At 72.5% G+C, this 563-nt stretch carries 1 protein-coding gene; it reads right to left on the bottom strand.

From position 1 onward, the window contains the following. Positions 1-36: 36 nt before the first annotated feature. Positions 37-474: a hypothetical protein gene (locus G6031_RS17240; RefSeq protein WP_182644262.1), complete on the bottom strand. Its 438-nt coding sequence runs from the start codon at positions 472-474 to the stop codon at positions 37-39. Positions 475-563: the final 89 nt, after the last annotated feature.

The following is a 563-nucleotide window of genomic DNA, read 5'->3' as shown; positions in this document are numbered from 1 at the left end:
CGGAGCAGGTCAGCTCCGGACCAGGTCAGCTCCGGACTAGGTCAGTCGCAGGGGGACGCCCTCGCGGACGTGGTCGCGGACGCCGTCCGAGGCGAGCAGCACCCCCATCGCCACCAGTGCGCACAGCGAGAGCACGCTCCCCAGCACCGAGATGAACGTGACGCTGTCGACCACCATCCGCGCGAGCGAGCTCACGACGAGCAGCGCCACCGCCACCGCGATGACGACGCGGGCCGCACGGTGGGCGCGCCACAGCAGCACCGCGCCCACGATCAGCAGCGCCCCCAGGACCAGCGACGACGCGGCGGTCACCGCCATCGGCCCATACTCGGTGGTGTCGCCGCCGCCGCTGGCCGTGGCGGTGATCCCCAGCAGCGTGGCGAAGCCGATGGCCACGCCGATGATGCCGAGCCCCACTGCCAGTCCCGTCAGGCCGAGGGCGGCGGGCCGGGGGCTGTGATCGCGGTCGGTCATGCATGTCCTCGGGTTCGGTCGGGGGATCCCTGTGCGGCGAGTTCGAGTGTCCTGGCGAGCATGGGGCCCACCACGTCGGACTCGGTGAG

It is taken from the genome of Dietzia sp. CQ4 (assembly GCF_014145125.1).
Classification (GTDB): domain Bacteria; phylum Actinomycetota; class Actinomycetes; order Mycobacteriales; family Mycobacteriaceae; genus Dietzia; species Dietzia natronolimnaea.
Note: the sequence above shows the minus strand (reverse complement) of the source record. Positions and strands in the feature narration are given on the sequence as shown.